Source organism: Ligilactobacillus equi DSM 15833 = JCM 10991, assembly GCF_000615765.1.
Lineage (GTDB): Bacteria > Bacillota > Bacilli > Lactobacillales > Lactobacillaceae > Ligilactobacillus > Ligilactobacillus equi.
On record NZ_BAMI01000005.1, the window covers coordinates 1 to 16,282 of the forward strand.

General features: G+C 40.8%; 15 protein-coding genes and 1 pseudogene. 4 read left to right on the forward strand and 12 right to left on the reverse strand.

The features are described from left to right. Nucleotides 1-284 precede the first annotated feature (284 nt). Nucleotides 285-962 carry a DUF1361 domain-containing protein gene (locus tag JCM10991_RS02145; protein ID WP_025020425.1) on the forward strand — a complete coding sequence of 226 codons (678 nt, stop codon included), beginning with the start codon at nt 285-287 and terminating at the stop codon, nt 960-962. A 55-nt stretch (nt 963-1,017) separates the two neighbouring features. Here JCM10991_RS02145 and murB read toward each other — a convergent pair whose 3' ends face one another. Then, nucleotides 1,018-1,923: a UDP-N-acetylmuramate dehydrogenase gene (gene murB / locus JCM10991_RS02150; protein ID WP_023859145.1), complete on the reverse strand. Its 906-nt coding sequence runs from the start codon at nt 1,921-1,923 to the stop codon at nt 1,018-1,020. A 98-nt stretch (nt 1,924-2,021) separates the two neighbouring features. Between murB and JCM10991_RS02155 the strand changes: the two genes are divergently transcribed. After that, a complete protein-coding gene (locus JCM10991_RS02155; protein ID WP_023859144.1) occupies nt 2,022-2,561 on the forward strand; it encodes a 3'-5' exonuclease in 540 nt (179 codons plus the stop codon). Nucleotides 2,562-2,587: 26 nt separating this feature from the next. Here the strand turns inward: JCM10991_RS02155 and JCM10991_RS02160 are convergent, their stop codons facing one another. The 4 genes from JCM10991_RS02160 to JCM10991_RS02175 all read right to left on the reverse strand — a co-directional run bounded on the left by JCM10991_RS02160 (nt 2,588) and on the right by JCM10991_RS02175 (nt 6,237). Next, nucleotides 2,588-3,967: an amino acid permease gene (locus JCM10991_RS02160; protein ID WP_025020426.1), complete on the reverse strand. Its 1,380-nt coding sequence runs from the start codon at nt 3,965-3,967 to the stop codon at nt 2,588-2,590. Nucleotides 3,968-4,065: 98 nt separating this feature from the next. Next, nucleotides 4,066-4,533, reverse strand: a complete 468-nt coding sequence (gene tsaE, locus JCM10991_RS02165) for a tRNA (adenosine(37)-N6)-threonylcarbamoyltransferase complex ATPase subunit type 1 TsaE (protein WP_023859142.1) — start codon at nt 4,531-4,533, stop codon at nt 4,066-4,068. 17 nt (nt 4,534-4,550) lie between these two features. Further along, nucleotides 4,551-5,540 (reverse strand): phosphate acetyltransferase, encoded by a 990-nt coding sequence (gene pta / locus JCM10991_RS02170; protein ID WP_025020427.1) that lies wholly within the window; start codon nt 5,538-5,540, stop codon nt 4,551-4,553. 13 nt (nt 5,541-5,553) lie between these two features. Next, on the reverse strand, nt 5,554-6,237 hold the full coding sequence (locus tag JCM10991_RS02175; RefSeq protein WP_023859140.1) for a uracil-DNA glycosylase: 684 nt from the start codon (nt 6,235-6,237) through the stop codon (nt 5,554-5,556). Nucleotides 6,238-6,359: 122 nt separating this feature from the next. On the opposite strand from JCM10991_RS02175, the gene JCM10991_RS02180 reads away from it, so the two are divergent. Both JCM10991_RS02180 and JCM10991_RS02185 read left to right on the forward strand, forming a co-directional pair. Then, complete coding sequence (locus JCM10991_RS02180) at nt 6,360-7,226, forward strand: Cof-type HAD-IIB family hydrolase (RefSeq protein WP_025020428.1); 867 nt, start codon at nt 6,360-6,362, stop codon at nt 7,224-7,226. Between the two features lie 17 nt (nt 7,227-7,243). Next, nucleotides 7,244-7,777, forward strand: a complete 534-nt coding sequence (locus JCM10991_RS02185; RefSeq protein WP_025020429.1) for an LURP-one-related/scramblase family protein — start codon at nt 7,244-7,246, stop codon at nt 7,775-7,777. 45 nt (nt 7,778-7,822) lie between these two features. Here the strand turns inward: JCM10991_RS02185 and smpB are convergent, their stop codons facing one another. The 7 genes and pseudogenes from smpB to JCM10991_RS12220 all read right to left on the reverse strand — a co-directional run bounded on the left by smpB (nt 7,823) and on the right by JCM10991_RS12220 (nt 16,224). Continuing rightward, nucleotides 7,823-8,296, reverse strand: coding sequence for an SsrA-binding protein SmpB (smpB, locus tag JCM10991_RS02190; protein WP_023859137.1), 474 nt, complete (start codon nt 8,294-8,296; stop codon nt 7,823-7,825). Nucleotides 8,297-8,310: 14 nt separating this feature from the next. Continuing rightward, complete coding sequence (rnr, locus tag JCM10991_RS02195) at nt 8,311-10,716, reverse strand: ribonuclease R (protein WP_025020430.1); 2,406 nt, start codon at nt 10,714-10,716, stop codon at nt 8,311-8,313. 98 nt (nt 10,717-10,814) lie between these two features. After that, nucleotides 10,815-11,051, reverse strand: coding sequence for a preprotein translocase subunit SecG (secG, locus tag JCM10991_RS02200; RefSeq protein ID WP_025020431.1), 237 nt, complete (start codon nt 11,049-11,051; stop codon nt 10,815-10,817). A gap of 79 nt (nt 11,052-11,130) precedes the next feature. Next, nucleotides 11,131-12,702 (reverse strand): ClC family H(+)/Cl(-) exchange transporter, encoded by a 1,572-nt coding sequence (locus JCM10991_RS02205; RefSeq protein WP_025020432.1) that lies wholly within the window; start codon nt 12,700-12,702, stop codon nt 11,131-11,133. A gap of 63 nt (nt 12,703-12,765) precedes the next feature. After that, nucleotides 12,766-14,091: a phosphopyruvate hydratase gene (eno, locus tag JCM10991_RS02210; RefSeq protein ID WP_023859133.1), complete on the reverse strand. Its 1,326-nt coding sequence runs from the start codon at nt 14,089-14,091 to the stop codon at nt 12,766-12,768. 85 nt (nt 14,092-14,176) lie between these two features. After that, a complete protein-coding gene (gene tpiA, locus JCM10991_RS02215; RefSeq protein ID WP_025020433.1) occupies nt 14,177-14,932 on the reverse strand; it encodes a triose-phosphate isomerase in 756 nt (251 codons plus the stop codon). Between the two features lie 90 nt (nt 14,933-15,022). After that, nucleotides 15,023-16,224, reverse strand: a pseudogene (locus JCM10991_RS12220) (phosphoglycerate kinase). Between the last annotated feature and the right edge of the window lie 58 nt (nt 16,225-16,282).

Genomic DNA, 16,282 nt, shown 5'->3' on the forward strand with positions numbered 1-16,282 from the left:
TAAAATACAAGCAGTCAAGGAACATTCATCTGTTTCAGAGATATTATCTAAATTGGCTAAAGAATATTTAGAAAAAAACAAAATAGCTCTTACGAGCTATCGAGTGGAGCTTATATCCCCCCACTAAAGTAGGGGGATTTACGCTCCTTTTTCATTAAATTACCTGAAGTCTTAAGGATTTATAAAATTCACAAATGAATTCGTTTTCAAAGGACTTACCTTTTTTCTTTAAAAATATTTTTTGCTAAAATAGACTTATCAGTAATTATTGAGGAGGACTTCACATGGCACGCAAAAACAAGTGGCTCATCCGCATACTTTTTTACATATACATGCTTTACATTTATCTGACCGTGGTCAAACACAATTCATTTTATAGTTTTTTACTCTTAAATACCTTTTTAGCCTATATACCTTTGGAAGTCGCCTTTCACATGAATGAAAAGCAGCCCAAAGCTTTGTATGCTTTACTCTTTATTGTATGGCTCTTATTTTATCCTAATGCACCTTATGTGCTTACCGATTTATTCCACTTGGCACGCTTTAATCCTTATGACCCACAAACCGGCTTGATGACCATGAATTTGCACATGTGGCTAGCTTTTATTAATTTAGTTGCCAGTGCTTTGGCCTGCAGCCTTTTGGGTAATTGGTCAATTGATTACGTGACAGACACCTTACAAAAACGCTGGGGTAAAAAACAACCTCTTTGGCACTTTTTAATCGTTGTCATTTTACTCGTTATTTCATCAATCGGAATTTATATTGGTCGTTTTTTACGACTTCACACTGCTTATCTCTTTATCAATCCCAAATGGGTTACCGATGAAATTTTATCCATGTGGACCCCACGGATGCTGATCTTTGTCATTTTTATGTTCATCATTCAATTCATTATTTGGGTCGCCATGACCTTATACCGCCATGGCCTAAACAAGTACGAAACAGATTGCCAAAAATAAGATATTTACCGTTTCATATTTAAAGAAGACATCCCCCTAACGAAGGATGTCTTCTTTAGTCACGCCCAATAATTCGTACTTCAGTTTCTAGTTGCACGTTAAATTTTTCTTTGACAACATCTTGTACGTGAGTAATCACCTTTTGGTAATCACTTCCTTTAGCATGATCTACATTAACAATAAAACCCGCATGCTTTTTGGAAACTTGTGCCCCACCAACTTGATAACCTTGCAATCCTGCATCGTGCACTAATTTACCTGTAAAATGTCCCACAGGACGTTTAAAGACACTTCCACAAGATGGATATTCTAAAGGTTGTTTGGATGCTCTTTGATAGTTTAAATCGTCCATTTTGGCTTGGATAATTTGCTTATCATTAGGTGTTAGGCGGAAATTAGCCTGCACGACAATTTCTTGATTTTCTTGGAATATGCTGTGGCGATAACCAAAATCTAAATCTGCTTTTTGGTATTCTTTAAGTTGCCCATCACGACTGACTGCTAAAACAGATTCAATCACATCTTTACTTTCACCACCGTAAGCCCCGGCATTCATAAAGACTGCGCCACCGACACTTCCTGGAATCCCACTGGCAAATTCTAAACCTGACAGACCATGAGCTTGGGCAAATTCACTAGTATGGATAATTGTCGCTCCCGCTTGCGCTGAAATGATATTATTTTGGCAGGTAATCTCCGTTAACTCTGTTAGGAAAATTACTAAGCCTTCAATTCCGCCATCTTTAACAATTAAGTTACTAGCATTTCCTAACACTGTTAGTGGTAATTGTTGGGTTTGACTAAAAGCCAAAATCGCTTGTAATTCCGCCACAGATTTAGGAAAGATAATGGCATCTGCGGGCCCACCTGTTTTCGTGTGGGTAAAGTCCGCGAGGGGGTGGTTACTTAAGACCTGACTATTCGGAAACTTTTCACTTAAAATTCGACCAATATTACTCATCTTTGACGACCTCTCAAAATTTATTCTGACCTAATTTTAACATTTTTCCGTCTAGATATGTTAAAATACCTCCCAGAATAATCTTTGGAGGAAAATTTATGAATTTCATTGCTTTTGATTTTGAAACCGCTAATGCTAAACGGAATAGCGCTTGTTCTTTAGCCTTAACTGTCGTCGAAGATAATCAAATCACTGATTCGTTTTATTCTTTGATCAATCCTGAAAGTGAATTTCACTGGCGTAACACCCAAATCCACGGTATCACCGCACAAGATGTAGCCCAAGCACCGACTTTTGGACAATTATGGCCTCACATCGCCGGTATTTTCTATAATCAAAACCTCTTAGTCGCCCACAATGCGCCTTTTGACTGTAGCGTCTTAAAACATTGCTTACTCAAAGAAGGGCTCGAAGTGCCCCGTTTCAACATTTTAGATACTGTTAAAACTAGCAAACACTTCTACCAAAACTTCCCCAACCACAAATTAGATACCCTGTGTCAAGAATTAAATATTCGTTTAGATCATCACCACAACGCCAATGATGATGCGCTAGCTTGTGCTAAAATCCTTCTCCATCAAGAAAAAGAATTCGGATTAAATCAATTAGAAAGTTTTGTCAAAGTTTACCCAAAATAAGCCTAACTTCCGTCAAAAAGTTAGACTTATTTTTTTATTTTCTCATAAACTAAATGTCCGACATACGCAATGAAAACAAACGGAACCGTCCAATACAAAGCCACTCTTTGTGAAGGATCAAACCAAAGCAACAAACAAGATAGGAGACTGGCAATAAAAGCAAACCAAGATACAAAGGGATAAAGTGGCGTCTTAAATTTCAAATCTGACACTGACCTTCCTTGGGTTAAAAAACGTTGCCTAAATAAGATCTGACAATAAGCAATCGCCATCCAGACAATCACCACAGCTAAACCTGAAATTGAAACTAAAACTAGATAAACTGTATCAGCTGCATAAATACTAGATAACAGCGATAAAATCCCGCCTAGCATGGAAGCTCCCACCGCTACCATAGGAGTTCCTTTGTGATTGGTTTTGGCGAAAATTTTGGGAATGGTACCTTCATTGGCTAAAGACCACAGCATCCGCGTGGAAGCATACAATCCGGAATTAGCTGCCGAAATAATTGCCGTTAAAACTACAAAATTCATGATATCAGCCGCATAAGGAAGTCCCATCATGGAAAAAACGTGGACAAAGGGACTTTGGGTTACCCCCGCTTGCTTATAAGGGATTAACGCTGCCATAACAGTGATAGAACCGATAAAGAAGATTACCAACCGCCAAAGGGTGGTGTGAATTGCCTTAGGTAAAGTTTTTTCAGGATCTTTGGCTTCACCAGCCGTAATTCCGATTAATTCCGTCCCAGAAAAGGCAAAGTTCACGGTCAGCATCGTGGTAAAGACACCACCAAAACCAGTTGGAAACCATCCATCTTTGACTAAGTTATTTAATCCTGGTGCATAATCCAAGCCTTTAAAAGGAATTAAACCAATAATCGTTAAGCTTCCTAAGAAGATAAAAGCGACAATCGCTAAAACCTTAATGGCTGCCAACCAAAATTCACTTTCTGCAAAAATACGGACGGTAAAGATATTTGAGAGCAAAATTAGAACAATAAAAATTAAAGAAAAAATCCACACGGGAATTTCGGGAAACCAATTTTGCATGATTATTCCTGCGGCGGTAAACTCCGAGCCTAAGGCAATCGTCCAGGTTAACCAATATAAAATAGCCACCACAAAACCTGCAGACGGATTAATCAAATCCTTAGCATAAACATGAAAAGAACCGGTATAGGGCATAGCCACGGATAGTTCTCCTAAACATAACATGACCGCATAAACTAAGATGGCACCAAAACCATAGGCTAAAATCGTACCAACCGGTCCAGCCTGATGAATAGTGTAACCCGAAGATAAGAATAATCCGGTCCCTATTACACCGCCCAGAGAAATCATTTGAATGTGGCGGGCCTCCATCTTTCTTTCTAAATGGCGCTTATTTTCTGTAGTACTTGCCATAAGCCACCCCACTTTCTACTAGAATGGGATTATTATAACACGGAACGTACCTAAAAAAGCCTCATTCCTTAAAAAATGAGACTTTTATGAGTTTATTCTTAAGCCAAGCTTTGACTAAGGGCTTGGGCGAGCGCTTGGGAACGTGAACCATGACCTAAGAAACTTAACTTACGGTAATCCGGATTTTCTGAATCCTTCGTAAAAATTACTTCCAAATTATCAACAGGTATTTCATCAGCCACAAACTTTGCCCACTCAACAACGCTGACGCCATCACCATTAAAATATTCTTCTAAGCCAAGCTCATCGCCCCCCACTTCTTCTAAGCGATAAACATCCATATGATAAAGGGGTAAGCGTCCTTGATGATATTCACGAATCAGGGTAAATGTTGGACTTTTGATGTTGGCCTTAATTCCTAAACCTTTGGCTAATCCCTTAGTAAAGGTCGTTTTACCTGCACCTAAATCACCCGTCAATAGAATGATATCACCGGCTTGAACTAAGTCCGCTAATTTTTGCGCAATGTTTTGCGTTTCTTGACTATTATTTACAATAAACTCCATGTAATTTTATCCACCTATTAATCTTGTAATGCTTGCGCCGCTGTAATCAGAGAAACATCGTAAACTTCTTGAGCACTGCAGCCCCGCGATAAGTCTGAGATTGGCGCATTTAACCCTTGTAAGATAGGACCAACAGCTTTGAAATTACCAAAGCGTTGGGCCATCTTGTAACCAATATTTCCAGATTGTAATTCAGGGAAAACAAAGACATTAGCCTGACCTGCTACTTTGGAACCTGGTGCTTTTTGTGCAGCAACTTCAGCAACAAAGGATGCATCAAACTGTAATTCACCTTCAATTGCTTCATCCGGCGCTAACTCTTGTGCAATCTTAGTAGCTTCTTGCACTTTAGTTACTTCATCTGATTTAGCAGAACCCTTAGTTGAAAAACTCAACATAGCCACCTTAGGGTCGATATCAAAGAGACGCGCTGTTTTGGCACTTTCTACCGCTATTTCTGCTAAAGCTTGGGCATCAGGATTGATATTAATCGCACAATCAGCAAATAAGTAACGTTCAGTATCATTGTTACGCGTCATTAAGAAGGCTCCACTGGTCCGACTCACACCAGGTTTGGTCTTCACCAATTGTAAGGCTGGACGCACTGTATCACCAGTTGGGTGAATAGCGCCAGAAACTAGGCCATCAACTTTTTTCATGTAAACTAACATGGTCCCAAAATAGTTTTCGTCTTGTAACATTTGACGCGCTTGTTCTTCCGTGTTCTTACCCTTACGGCGTTCTACAAAAGCCGCAACCATCTCATCAAAGTCAGCTTGAGGATAAGTCTTAGGGTCTAAAACTTCTAAGTCAGCTGGTAACTCAAAGCCGGCCTCTTTCGCCGTAGCGCTAACGACATCTTGAGCCCCTAAAACCACCGGCTTCACTAAATCATCTTGCGCTAAGCGAATCGCAGCTTCTACTACTCGTACATCGCTACCTTCAGGAAATACTAAACTGATATTTTTTCCACTAATTTTAGCTTTTAAACTTTCAAATAAATCCATAACTGTAACTCCTTTATTTAACATGTGCTGGCAATTGCCAGTTGATTGGTGCTTGTCCCATGGCTTCCAAGGCCGCATTTACCTTAGAAAAGGGCTTAGAACCAAAAAATCCACGATAAGCTGATAAAGGACTAGGATGTGCTGATTTGATAATAATATTACGCTTGGTATCAATTAGCTTAATCTTGTCTTGAGCAGCCTTCCCCCAAAGAACAAAGATAACAGGTTGTTTCCGATTTGACAAGGCCGAAATGGCTGCATCAGTAAGTTTTTCCCAACCCCGACCTTGGTGAGAAAAGGCTTGACCCTCTCGAACAGTTAACACCGTATTAAGCATCAGCACGCCTTGTTTCGCCCAGTCTACCAAATAGCCATGATTGACCGGCATAACTCCTAAATCACTAGCTAGCTCCTTATAGATGTTTTGCAGTGACGGCGGAATTGCCTGACCTGGTAAAACTGAAAAACTCAAACCATGAGCCTGATTTGGACCGTGGTAAGGGTCCTGTCCCAAGATGACCACCTTAACATCTTGGAAGGGCGTCAACTCAAAAGCTGTAAAAATATGGTACATATCAGGATGAATTTTTTGGGTACGATATTCTTCTTTCAAAAAATTATGTAACTTTCGATAAGATTCACTCGCAAATTCAGCCTGTAAAACTTCTTGCCAATCATTGTGGATAATTGTTTTCATAAAGCACCTCATAGTCATTCTATCATATTATCTTTCTCATGTAAGCGATTTAACAAAAGTTTCCAACTTTTCTTTATCGTGCTACAATTACATTATAAACTAAATTAGAAAGAAGGCCTATTATGATTCAAATTATTGCTTCTGATATGGATGGAACTTTTTTAAACGACCAAATGACAATTTCAAAAGTTAACGCAGAGGCCGTCAAAAGGGCCCAAGCTCAAGGTGTGAAATTTATTGTTTCTACCGGACGCGCCCGCAACGAAATCTACCCTCTCTTACAAGACGCAGGTATTTCTTGCCCCTTAATTTCCATTAACGGAGCTGTGGTGTACGATGAAGAAGGTAAGATTCTTTCCACAGCTGCCCTCTCAGATCAAACAGCCCAGCAATTAATTCATCGTCTAAAGCGGGCCGGTCTTTATTTTGAAGTCGTGGCTTCTAATGGGGTTTACTCTGATAATAAAGCACAAAGAATTGCTAATTTTGCAGAACTTCTCACCCGCGTTACACCTGATACACCTTTTAAACTAGCCGTTACTTTGGCCTCTGCACGTATGGAGCTCATGAATATCAAATATATCGATAACTACTACGATTTGGTTGATGATCCTCACGTGCAAATTTACAAAATTGTGGCTTTTAGTCAAGAAGGTAAAAAGATTCTGGATCCCTTACGCACCGAATTAGAAAAAAATCCCATTTTAAAAATTACGGCTTCTTCTGATTCTAATATTGAAATCAATCATGTGAATGCTCAAAAAGGAATGGCTCTCCAAGCTTATGCCGATCGCCTAAATGTCCCGATGGATAATGTTATGGCCATTGGTGATAATAATAACGACCTTTCCATGTTAGAGGTAGCTGGTATCTCTTATGCTATGGAAAACGGAAGCCCAGAGGTTAAGCGCGTTGCTAAACGCCTGGCCAAAACCAATGTAGAAAATGGAGTTGGTTTAGCGATTTTAGATGTGCTCGCAGAAAAATAGATTGAAGGTGAGCCACTTTGGCAAGAACACTCTACTCACGCCGAACCTACCTTTCGGCCCGGGGCGTTAATACGATTAAAGATCGTAACGGCAAGATTACCTATATTCTTTCTGGACGGTGGGGGATGATGCCAGCCGTTATGGAAGTTTACAACGTCTCTGATCAACGTCTCGCCCAAATTCGGCAACGCTCTTTAGGGGTCCTACCCCGCTTTGAACTCTATGATGCCAACCAGGAAATGGTGGGCTCTTTACGTCGTTACTACCGCATGGGACCTGAAATCCTCTTCGTTTCTGGGCTAAATTGGGTGGTCTTAGGTAACTCACTTCACTTTAATTATCGAGTCTACCATGGACGCAAGTTAATTATGACTTTAAAAGAGTTTTCCACTCAAAATCAAGCTGATTTAGCCATGACGGTGACTGATCAAAATGATGAACCAATTTGTCTTTGCTTAGCCGCAATTTTGGACTTTTGGGCTAAAACCCCCCATAAGAAAAAACAAATTCGATTTAATCATAAATATCACCAACTCGGAAACTTTTCCTAAAATAAAAAGGAACCTGGGACAAAACTTATCCCGGTTCCTTTTATTTTAACCATAATTTTTCAAAGTCCGCCGAATTTCGCGATCTTGGTCGCGTTTTTTGATTGATTCACGCTTGTCATAAACGTGTTTCCCTTTGGCGACTCCAATTAAAACCTTGGCAAAACCATTTTTAAGATACATTTTCAAAGGAACTAAAGTTACCCCTTGTTTTGAGACTTCTTGCCCTAAGCTAGCAATTTGTTTCTTGTGTAAAAGTAATTTCCGATTTCGAAGAGGATCATGATTAAAGCGATTCCCTTGAGTATATTCGGAAATATGCACATTCATTAACCAGGCTTGACCATTTTTTATTTGGGCAAAACCATCTTTTAAGTTAACGCGACTAGCCCGCACCGATTTAATTTCAGTTCCAGTTAGAACCAAACCAGCTTCCACCGTTTCTAAAATAAAATAATCATGACTTGCTTTTTTATTTTGGGCTAATGGGCGGTCTTTTCCTTTGATTTTCTTTTGTGCCATATTAACACCCCACCTTACTTTTTAGTGTTATTCCGGTTACGGCTAAAACGTGGTTTATTACCACGATTATTACGGTTACGGTCATTTAGACGGTGGTCACTGTGGCGGTCATTATAACGACGATTATTACCTTTACCAGAGCGGTTACGACCATTACGTTGACGCTTATCACCACGACGGTCATGGTTGCGGTCATTTCTTCTTTGTCTTGGTGGTAATTCAATTCCATCAAGCAAGTTAGACGTTGGCGCATCTTTCGGATTTAAAAGCTTGAAGTTAATTTCTTTTTGTTCCACATTGACACTGTCTAACTTAACCCTAATTGCTTGCCCAATTCTAAAGGTCCGCTTGGAACGTTGCCCCACTAAGGCTAATTGTTTTTCCACAAAGTAGTAGAAATCATCTTTCAATTCACTAATATGAATTAAACCTTCAACCGTATTTTCTAGGGCAATGAACATCCCAAACTTTGTTACGGAACTTACCACGGCGTCAAACTCTTCCCCAACATGGTCAGCCATGTATTCAGCCTTCTTCATGGCATCAGTGTCACGTTCCGTATCAATGGCTCGTCTTTCCATTTCAGAAGCATGAGTGGTCATTTCAGGTAATTGACTTTCGATGCGATCTTGCGTATCTTGACTACGGTCAGTAGCGTAAGTTCGAATTAAACGGTGGACCATCAAGTCTGGGTAACGTCTGATTGGTGAGGTGAAGTGGGTGTAATCCCCTGCCGCCAAAGAGAAGTGTCCAACTGGTGTTGGGGCGTATTTAGCTTGTTGCATGGAACGTAACATCATGGTTGAAACCATGGCTTCTTCAGGACTACCTGCTACCTTTTTCAAAACAGTTTGCAACATCTTAGGGGTAATTTTATCAGAACGCCCCGTAACTTGTACACCTAATCCTTCCAACATTTCGTAAAAGGCCTTGATTTTGTCTTCCTTAGGGTCTTCGTGAATCCGATAAACAAACGGTAAGTGTGCTTGATTGTAATGAGTTGCAACTGTTTCATTCGCAGCCAACATGAAGGATTCCACCATTCTTTCAGAAGTTCCCCGTTCCCGGATTTGAATATCCGTTGGATGACCTTCTTCATCAACGATAATCTTGGCTTCAGGAAATTCAAAATCAATCGAACCGCGACGTTTACGCATTTTGACTAAAATTTTGTGTAATTCAGCCATCTCCTTAAACATTGGCACCAGTTCCGCATAACGTTCCTTGGTCTTTTCATCATCAGATTCCAAAATCTTGTTGATGTCAATGTAAGTCATTCTCTCCGTGGTCTTAATCACAGATGGGAAAATTTCGTGATTTACTACTTCACCTTCCGATGTAATTTCCATTTCACAAGACATGGCTAACCGTTCCACCTTCGGATTTAAAGAACAAATTCCGTTAGATAGCTTAGGTGGCAACATTGGAATCACACGGTCAGTCAAGTACACGGAAGTTCCCCGGTCGTAAGCTTCATCATCCAAAGGTGTTCCCGGACGAACATAGTGAGAAACATCAGCAATGTGGACCCCTAAGTGGTAATTGCCATTTTCAAGTTTCCATACCGTTACCGCATCATCCAAGTCTTTTGATTCGATACTGTCAATCGTAACTAATTTTTGATCAGTTAAGTCCCGACGCCCCACTTTTTCTGCTTCCGTTACATAATCGGGAATTTGGGCAATTTGATCTTGCACTTCTTGCGGAAATTCAGTTGGTAAATTGTGTTGGTAAACAATTTCCAAAATATCGATTCCTGGGTCATTAACATTCCCGATTACCTTGGTAGCAACCCCTTTAAGGATACCAGGTAAGTGAGAATCTGGATAAGCAGTAATATCCGCTAAAATCACTTCACCGGGGACGGGATGTAAACCTGTGTCTTCGATTAAGAAGCGGTAGTTAGCTAGCTTCTTGTCTTTTAATTTGATAATTCCAATAATCCCCGCAGGCAACTTTTCGTCTTCCGGAACTTCAAAAGCCCCTACGACTTGGGTCAAATTGTGTTGGGTAATGGCCACAATTTTACCTTCTGGTCCCTTACCATTTTCGGGATCACCAGCCGATAACATTTCCACTTCCACCTCGTCACCATTTAAAGCGGCCATGGTTTGGGTCGGATTAATAAAGAAATCTGGTTGTTCTGGATCAATGGTTACAAAACCAAAACCGCGGTCATTTCCGTGGAAAATCCCCGTAAACACTTGAGCTTCCTTGCGACGGGCCAAAGTAAAGGCCCCACTTTGGTTCAGATTGATTTGGTGGTCATGTTCCAATTCCGCTAAAGCCTTAACCACAAATTTGAATTGGCCACTTTTTTGCATATCAAGTAAATCAACTAACTGATTTACCGTAAATTCTTGGTCTGGTTGCTCGCCTAAATGGGCGAGAATCGCCGCTTTTAATTCATCATTTTGCATGCTATTTTTTCCTCTTGTATCTGTCTAATTTCGATCATTTTACCTAGCTTTTTAAAAAGCCCCCTGGAGTCAGGAGGCTTTCTTGTGCTTTATGAGCCTTAATGTGATGAAATGTAGGCAAGTGCAAGCGCCAAGCCAAACATAATTACACCTAAAACAACTGTTACTCTTTGCATAAATGCTTCAAATCCACGGGGCTTTTGCTTGCTAAATAAATCGGCCGCTCCCCCAGATAAAGCACTAGAAGCATTATCATTTTTTGCCGGCTGCATCAAGACAGCGATAATCATTAAAATAGAATCGACAATCAATAATGTTAACAAAATATTGTACAAAACAAGACCTCCTCGCCCACTTTGGTAATTTAATATCTACTCTAATCTATCATATTTTAGCGATAAATTCCAGTCTTACTTACCCTTGAGCGAAATTTTCCCGGTTATACTGTTGGATTTTGTCATTCAAAAGACCGCGCTTATCATGGCTAGTTAGAAAAATCAAGGTATCACCACTACGTATCAAAGTATCACCGTGGGGAATCAAAAGATTTTCCCCCCGTCGAATTTCCACCAAGAGACAATACTTAGGCCAAGAAATTTCACGAACTTGTTTATCTTGTAAATAAGAGCCTGAAAAAACCGGTACCTCCAGCCGATCTTCATAACGCTCGGCCATCTCAACTTCAGCATGCTTAACCGACTTCAAGCGCGCCAACATGGCTTCATAAATTGGCCGTCCCCCACAAACATCAACTAAAAGATAGGCAATAATTGCGACAACGGCCAAAGGCATCAGGTGAGATAAAGAACCCACCATTTCGGTAATTAGTAAAATTGCCGTAAATGGGGCTTTACTGATACAAGCAAAATACCCTGCCATAGCATACACCACAAAGTTTGCGACTAAATATGTAGGCAACAAACCTAAGACCACTAAAAGTTGACCATATAAGGCACCGATAATCGCCCCCAAGGTGAGAATCGGTAAGAAAATTCCGCCGGGTAAACCAGAGCCATATGATAGCGTCGAAAATAGCAAGCGTAAGACAAACATCCCTAATAAAATACCTAAACCAGGTACTTGTTGGCCAAAAGAGACAATTAACCCATTCCCACCGCCTAAAGTTTGTGGCCAGTAGAGTCCGATGGGAAGAACTAATAGAAGCGGTACAATACTATCCAAAATGGCTGGCCAAAAGCGGTACTTAGCGTAAACCTTTCCCACATTGAGAGTTAAATATTGATATAAATACCCCAAAGCTCCTAATAACAGTCCCAATAATAATAAGTACGGATAATAGCGAATAGGCAAGGCATATTGATGCTGCATGTGCAAGACCGGTGTCAAACCGAAAATACTCATCGAAACTGCATTCGCCGCTAAAGCTGCTGACAATGCGGTCATCCAAACTAAAGGAGAAAAATTATGGTACACTTCTTCGATGACAAAAAGCGTCCCCGCAATCGGCGCATTAAAGGCGGCGGAGAGACCTGCTGCAGATCCTCCTGCAATTAACAATCGCCGGCCAACACCGTGATGATTAGTTTTTTCGGCAAAACCTTGCCCGACCATGGCTCCTAATTGAATGGAAGGACCTTCCCGTCCCAGAAAAAGTCCAGGCGCAATGGCCAAAACCCCGCCAAACCATTTGCGCCATAAGACTGACCACCATTTTTGTTCTAAAAAACCACTTAATTGACCTTCTACTTGCGGAATTCCTGATCCTTTAATATTAGGCTCATCGTGGATTAAGCGCGCTTCAAGCAAACAAATCAAGGTAATAATTGGTAACCACACTAATAACCACCAAGGGTTAGTTTTAATTAAGCTATAAAAGTACACCGCGATTTGCGCTAATTCTTCAATAGCCTTTCGAAAAGCGGCCACAATAATCCCTGCTAAAACTCCAACTGCAACTCCCTTGCCAATGAAATGCAGACGACTGAAATCAAAATTTCTATTTTTTTCCACAAGTAATTCCTCCATCAAACAAAAAGAAACCGGAAAGATTTACATCCTTCCGGTCCCTTCTAACGCTTTAAGCGAATCTTATTTGTTTTCGATTGCTTCGCGTGCGTCTTCGCTGATGTTGTAGAATGATTGGATACCCTTGTATTCTGCAACATTTTCAGTCAATTGATCTTCAATACGCATCAATTGGTTGTACTTAGCAAGACGGTCAGTCCGGCTCATAGAACCAGTCTTGATTTGGCCTGCATTTGTAGCAACAACTAAGTCAGCAATAGTTGTGTCTTCAGTTTCACCTGAACGGTGTGAAACAACAGCTGTGTAACCAGCTTCCTTAGCCATTTCGATAGCTTCCATTGATTCAGTCAATGTACCGATTTGGTTAACCTTGATTAAGATTGAGTTAGCTGCACCCATCTTGATACCCTTAGCAAGGAATTGAGTGTTTGTAACGAAGAAGTCATCACCAACTAATTGAACCTTCTTACCTAAGCGGTCAGTAACAGTCTTCCAGTCATCCCAGTTGTTTTCATCGATAGGGTCTTCGATTGAGATGATAGGGTACTTGTTAGTTAAGCCTTCAAGGTAATCGATGAATTGTTCAGTAGTGAATTCTTCCTTAGTTGACCAACGTAAAGTGTAAGTCTTTGTGTTGTCATCCCATAATTCTGAAGAAGCAACGTCAACAGCAATCGCAATGTCCTTACCTGGCTTGTAACCAGCTGCTTCAATAGCTTGTACCAAGTATTGTAATGGTTCTTCGTTGTTTGCGAAGTCAGGTGCGAAACCACCTTCGTCACCAACAGAAGTAACCTTACCAGCTTTACCTAATAAACTCTTCAAGTTGTGGAAAGTTTCTGAACCCATCCGGATTGCTTCGGCAACAGTCTTAGCACCTACAGGCATAATCATGAATTCTTGGAAGTCAACCTTGTTGTCTGAGTGTGCACCACCGTTGATAACGTTCATCATTGGTGTTGGTAAGACGTGCGCGTTGAAACCACCTAAGTAGTTGTATAAAGGCATTTCTAATTCGTCAGCAGCTGCACGAGCAACGGCGATAGAAACAGCTAAGATTGCGTTAGCACCTAACTTACCTTTGTTTGGAGTACCATCTAAAGCAATCATGGCCTTGTCGATAGCAACTTGATCAGTTACTTCAAAACCAACAATTTCCTTAGCGATAACGTTGTTAACGTTGGCAACGGCCTTTAAAACACCCTTACCTTGGTAACGAGACTTGTCACCATCACGTAATTCAACGGCTTCGTGTTCACCAGTAGAAGCACCGGAAGGAACGATTCCGCGACCGAATGCACCTGCTTCAGTGTAAACTTCAGCTTCAACTGTTGGGTTACCACGTGAGTCTAAAACTTCGCGTGCGTAAATTTCTGTAATTGCAGACATTATTTAACTCTCCTTTGAGATAATTGACTTTGAGAAATTATTCTCTTACTTTGTATTCTAAAGGTTTATTGTGCTTTTTTCAAGCCTATTTTTGGTAGTTAACCAAGGCAAGGTATGATTCTGGAACTAATGAAGCACCACCAACTAAACCACCGTCGATGTCTTCTTTAGCCATTAATTCCTTCACGTTTTCAGGCTTTACAGAACCACCGTATTGAACGCGAACTTTGTCAGCAGTTGTTTGGTCGTATAACTTAGCAACTGTTTGACGTACTACAGCACAGATTTCTTGTGCTTGGTCAGCAGTAGCTGTCTTACCAGTACCAATAGCCCAAATTGGTTCGTAGGCGATTACTAAGCTGGCTACTTGATCAGCTGATAAGTCTTTCAAAGCTGCAGTAACTTGGTTTTCAACCCATTCTTCAGCTTTGCCAGCTTCACGAGTTTCCAAAGATTCACCACAACATACGATTGGTGTCAAACCGTTGTTGAAGATAGCGTGAGCTTTCTTGTTGATATCTTCGTCAGTTTCGTGGAAGTAGTCACGACGTTCTGAGTGACCAATAACCACGTAGTCAACGCCCATTTCTTTCAATACCTTAGGTGAAGTTTCACCAGTGAAGGCACCTTCATTTTCGAAGTAGCAGTTTTCGGCAGCAACTTTCAAGTCTGAACCTTTGGCAGCTTCTAATAAAGCTGGCAAGTCAACAGCTGGAGCAGCAATAACTGATTCTACATCAGTAGCTGCTGGTAATTGGTCTTTAACGGCCTTAACAAATTCTGCAGTTTGAACTGGGTTCATGTTCATTTTCCAGTTACCTGCGATAATTGGTGTACGCACTAATATTCATCCTTTCAAAATGAAAAATTCTTGATGGGGAGGCCAACACCTCCCCCGGGAGTCTCTCAGAGACTATTTTGGGGTAACAGATTATTTATCAGACACCGCAGCAACGGCTGGTAAAGTCTTACCTTCAAGGTATTCAAGTGATGAACCACCACCAGTAGATACGTGGCTGAACTTGTCGGCGATACCTAATTGCTTAGCAGCAGCAACTGAGTCCCCACCACCAACAATAGTTGTAGCATCTTCTAAAGAACCGATGAACTTACCAAGTTCTAAAGTACCCTTAGCGAAGTTAGACATTTCGAACACACCCATAGGTCCATTCCAAACAACTGTCTTAGCATCAGCCAAGTTTTGCTTGAATAATTCAATTGACTTTTCACCAACATCAAGGGCCATGTAGCCTGCAGGAATGTCGCCTTCAACTGTCTTAAATTCTGCGTCGTTAGCAAACTTGTCAGCTACCACGTTATCGATAGGTAAAACTAACTTGTCGCCAGCTTTTTCCATTAATTCCTTAGCTAATTCAATTTTGTCTTCTTCAACTAAAGAGTTACCAACTTCGATACCCTTAGCAGCGTAGAATGTGTAAGTCATTCCACCACCAATGATAACCTTGTCAGCTTTTGATAATAAGTGGTTGATAACACCAATCTTACTTGAAACCTTTGAACCACCTAAAACAGCCACGAATGGACGTTCTGGAGCATCAACAGCTTCACCTAAGAACTTGATTTCTTTTTCTAATAAGAAACCAGCAGCAGCAGGCTTACCTTCAGCTTCATAGCTTCGGAAATACCAACGTTAGATGCGTGAGCACGGTGAGCAGTACCGAAAGCATCGTTCACAAACATGTCACCTAATGAAGCCCAGTATTGGCCCAATTCTTGGTCGTTACCAGATTCCTTCTTACCATCTAAGTCTTCGAAACGAGTATTTTCGAATAACAATACGTCACCATCGTTCATGTTAGCAATAGCTTCTTCTAATTGAGCACCACGCGTAACAGGTACGAAAGTTACAGGCTTACCTAATAAGTCAGCAAGCTTAGCAGCAACTGGACGCATTGATAAAGCAGCCTTATCTTCTTCAGTCTTAACCCGACCTAAGTGCGAGAATAAAATTGCCTTACCACCGTTGTCGATTACGTACTTAATAGTTGGTAATGCAGCCACGATACGGTTATCGTCACCAACAACACCATCTTTAACAGGTACGTTGAAGTCAACACGGATTAAAACTTTTTTGTCTTGAACGTTTAAATCTGAAACAGTAAGTTTAGCCATTAGTAGCAAACCTCCAATAAATTTGTGTGATTATAAAATCAAAAGAAAAGCGGGAGGA

Bases quoted from the DNA above. Each gene is read 5' to 3' on its own strand.
- JCM10991_RS02145 (WP_025020425.1), top strand. From the start codon at position 285: ATGGCACGCAAAAACAAGTGGCTCATCCGCATACTTTTTTACATATAC.
- murB (WP_023859145.1), bottom strand. From the start codon at position 1,923: ATGAGTAATATTGGTCGAATTTTAAGTGAAAAGTTTCCGAATAGTCAG.
- JCM10991_RS02155 (WP_023859144.1), top strand. From the start codon at position 2,022: ATGAATTTCATTGCTTTTGATTTTGAAACCGCTAATGCTAAACGGAAT.
- JCM10991_RS02160 (WP_025020426.1), bottom strand. From the start codon at position 3,967: ATGGCAAGTACTACAGAAAATAAGCGCCATTTAGAAAGAAAGATGGAG.
- tsaE (WP_023859142.1), bottom strand. From the start codon at position 4,533: ATGGAGTTTATTGTAAATAATAGTCAAGAAACGCAAAACATTGCGCAA.
- pta (WP_025020427.1), bottom strand. From the start codon at position 5,540: ATGGATTTATTTGAAAGTTTAAAAGCTAAAATTAGTGGAAAAAATATC.
- JCM10991_RS02175 (WP_023859140.1), bottom strand. From the start codon at position 6,237: ATGAAAACAATTATCCACAATGATTGGCAAGAAGTTTTACAGGCTGAA.
- JCM10991_RS02180 (WP_025020428.1), top strand. From the start codon at position 6,360: ATGATTCAAATTATTGCTTCTGATATGGATGGAACTTTTTTAAACGAC.
- smpB (WP_023859137.1), bottom strand. From the start codon at position 8,296: ATGGCACAAAAGAAAATCAAAGGAAAAGACCGCCCATTAGCCCAAAAT.
- rnr (WP_025020430.1), bottom strand. From the start codon at position 10,716: ATGCAAAATGATGAATTAAAAGCGGCGATTCTCGCCCATTTAGGCGAG.
- JCM10991_RS02205 (WP_025020432.1), bottom strand. From the start codon at position 12,702: ATGGAGGAATTACTTGTGGAAAAAAATAGAAATTTTGATTTCAGTCGT.
- eno (WP_023859133.1), bottom strand. From the start codon at position 14,091: ATGTCTGCAATTACAGAAATTTACGCACGCGAAGTTTTAGACTCACGT.